This is a genomic window from Streptomyces sp. NPDC001450, from assembly GCF_053597295.1.
Genome location: NZ_JBSFHY010000125.1, coordinates 1 through 2905 on the forward strand (window position 1 = coordinate 1; position 2905 = coordinate 2905).

Below are 2905 nucleotides of genomic sequence, written 5' to 3' on the forward strand. Positions count from 1 at the left end.
CCGACTCACCCCCGTCGAATTCGAGACCGTCATGACCACACCGGCCCTCCAGGCCGCGTGACTGAACCTGTCACCCAAACCTGCAGCAGACCCAATCGGGCCCACAGGCTCGCAGCTTCCCAAGCTGATGGCTCACCGCCGAGCTTGACTGTGATCGTGGTTCGGAGTTCTGGATAAGAGGTGTCCCACCTGTCCTACTGCCCCAGCAGTCGGCGCGACGGTCAGCCGCGTTCAACCCCGGTGTCCCGCAGCCAAGGCTGCTCGCTCCGCTCACCGCGCGCAGGCCCAACCCCCCGGCCTGGCCTGCGCTGGGAATGGTGCCGTAAGCGGGTGGGCATGTGGTGATCCGTAGTCGCTCCTGGGGCCTGCCTCTCAAGACAGAGCCGGCCCTACACACCTTCCCGCTCTGTGAAGCAGTACCGGGGGCGGCGGGGCCGGTCCGCGCTCCTGCCTTCGTCCCGCACTGACCGTCCCCGCCACGGCACCGCACCAGTGCCACCAGCCTGGCGAACTGCACCTCGGACAGCCCAGAGAACGACTCGATCCAGGATCATCGGCTTGAATAACCCACTACATGATCGTTACTTTCTGCCGACACCCTCGCACTATCTGCGGCCAGACGTCACCTCTCCTACAATGCGGAAGAGGTGAGTACGTGCGACACTGAGAAATGCGGACAGGCCCTGGAAAAGGCTTGCAGTCGCCTGCGTGCGGTTTTTCGAGAAAGCGAAACCGGCATGAGTTCCCAGCGATGCAGGAAGCGTAAAGCAGCCGCAGCCAGCTTAGGTAATGAAACAGAAGGATGAGTCCATGGCTGGACGGATAGCAGTAAGGGGCGTAGCTGTATTGACTCCCGACGGGGAGAGAGTCCTTTGGCACGACGGCCGGGGTAATTATTGGCAGGACACCAGCGGTAACGCGGGCGGCCCGCAAGGAACGCCGTTCGTTCGACTCTATGGAGGTGACTATGGCCTTATAGGCACGGTTTCGGACGGTACTCTATGGCAATGGAATTGGCCTTTCAGAAATATGGAGTCGGATCTGGCGCAACGATGGTTCCGCATAGGTGGACCCGGTGCCTCATTCGCTGTCACGGCCGAGAGTGTGTATGGACTGACCCCAGACAAGCGTGCCGTTTGGCGCTACGACGGTACAGCGATGTCTTGGACGCAAGTCGGAACAGGTGCTACAGAAATTTTCGGTGGAATATGGGGACTGGTGGCCACGCACCCCACCACGGGCGCCTTGTTCCACTACCTCGGCAGCCCGTTCAAGTGGGAGCAGATTGGGGGCCCTGGAGCCTCATTCGTGGTCATTGATAGCGTCTATGCAATATCTCCTGACCTCTCCAGCGTCTGGCGATATGACAAAACGCCGCTGTCTTGGACTCAAATAGGCGGCCCTGCAACGAAGCTGTATGGGGGATTTTACGGATTGTTAGCAGACTTCCCGGATGGAGATTTGTATAGGTATCTCGGCAACATAGACGCTTGGGAGCGCACAGGGGCACCTACACAGAATTGCTTGGCGGTCGCCCAGGACGGCGTTTATGCGTTGGCGCCAAACAAGAGTGGCGTCTGGTATTATTACCTGGACGACCACCTTTTCGCGCATACCTGGAAGCCGGTCTACGGTCCTGCGGAATCCATCGTTTCCGCCCAACACGCTTTCTTCAGCTAAGGGCTGTCCCGCAAGTGATCTCAGACGTGCTTCTCATCAGTTGTCGGCATAGATCGCATCCGGTCAGGGCGAGGTTCCTAGAGGCGGAGATGCCGAGCATGGCGTGGTGGACGCCGTCACCTTTCAGGCGGCAGTCGCGGAGGACCAAGTACCGTCAAGGCGAACCACCTCTGAAGCACCCAAGCCTCTCAAGCTGATGGCTCGCGTTCCGTCGTCACGGGGCCGACCGTCGCGGGTTGCTCTGCTCGACGGCGCAAGCCAGTAGCGTGGCTGAGGCCGGTGGAGGTGCAGCGAGGCATGCGCGCCTGGCCGGTTGGCGCACCCGCCGTCGTAGCTGACTATCGGCGGCTGAGGTTCGTGCCACAACCGTGCCAGATCCAGGGGTCAGCCGCGGTCAACACCGGTGCCCCTCGGTCGAGTAGTCGCTCGCTACCTCGGCCGGCAAAGCCGCAGCTCAGACGTAGGATCCCCCAGCCTCTCTCCTAAAGTGGTGCTCCTGAAAACACCAGCGCCTTCTGAGGGTGTGGTCGCTAGGCTCGGGCTCGTGAGCGCAGAAGCCCAAGTCATGGCGAATCACCGGGTCCACGTCGTACCTGTGGTCTTGGCTCTGGCCAATCCACCGTGGCAGCAGGACGTGTGGCTCGACCCTTCGGAGTTCGAGAACATCGACCACGTCTTCCACACGCTCTTCGATGGCTTCTGTGACGCCGATGAGCCCGAGCGGTTTCTCGGCATCAGCTTGAGAACGGAGGAAGAGGTGACCCTCATGCGGGCCCTCGGCGTCGCGCTCAACGCTGCCGCCGCGGAGGCATCCCACGACACAGACGCTGAGTACCTTCAGGCATCAGCCTGGCCCGAAGTCGTAGCCATCGCCGGACGCCTCGCTCAGGTCATGGTCTCGAACGACCTGCGCTTGCTGAGCTGTGGGCAACAGGCGTGAGTGTTTAACTGCGTGACAACGCCGACGAACACCGGCAGACAAGCGCGGACGTCTGCGAACCATCAGTGCAGGTGAGAAGTGCACCAACCCCAGGCAGCAACCCCACCCAAGTTGCTTCGGGACGAAGAGGTCGTGGGTTCAAATCCCGCCACCCCGACAGTGCAGTACCCAGCCAGGGGCCTGATCCGCTTAGGAGTTGTCCGGCCGATCACGTGACTACTCGATGTCCGGGTCGTTGATGTGGACATGGGGCGGGGTGATCTGACAGATGCCGAGTGGGAACGG

General features: G+C 61.3%; 1 protein-coding gene and 2 pseudogenes. 1 reads left to right on the forward strand and 2 read right to left on the reverse strand.

Going from position 1 to position 2905, the window contains the following annotated elements:
* Positions 1-457: 457 nt before the first annotated feature.
* Together ACWC5O_RS45235 and ACWC5O_RS45240 are read right to left on the reverse strand one after the other, a co-directional pair.
* Positions 458-544 (reverse strand): annotated as a pseudogene (locus ACWC5O_RS45235) (IS5/IS1182 family transposase); the annotation flags it as partial.
* Between the two features lie 1194 nt (positions 545-1738).
* Positions 1739-1825, reverse strand: a pseudogene (locus tag ACWC5O_RS45240) (IS5/IS1182 family transposase); the annotation flags it as partial.
* Positions 1826-2224: 399 nt separating this feature from the next.
* Here ACWC5O_RS45240 and ACWC5O_RS45245 point away from each other — a divergent pair.
* Positions 2225-2620 carry an SCO4402 family protein gene (locus tag ACWC5O_RS45245; protein ID WP_450592504.1) on the forward strand — a complete coding sequence of 132 codons (396 nt, stop codon included), beginning with the start codon at positions 2225-2227 and terminating at the stop codon, positions 2618-2620.
* Positions 2621-2905: the final 285 nt, after the last annotated feature.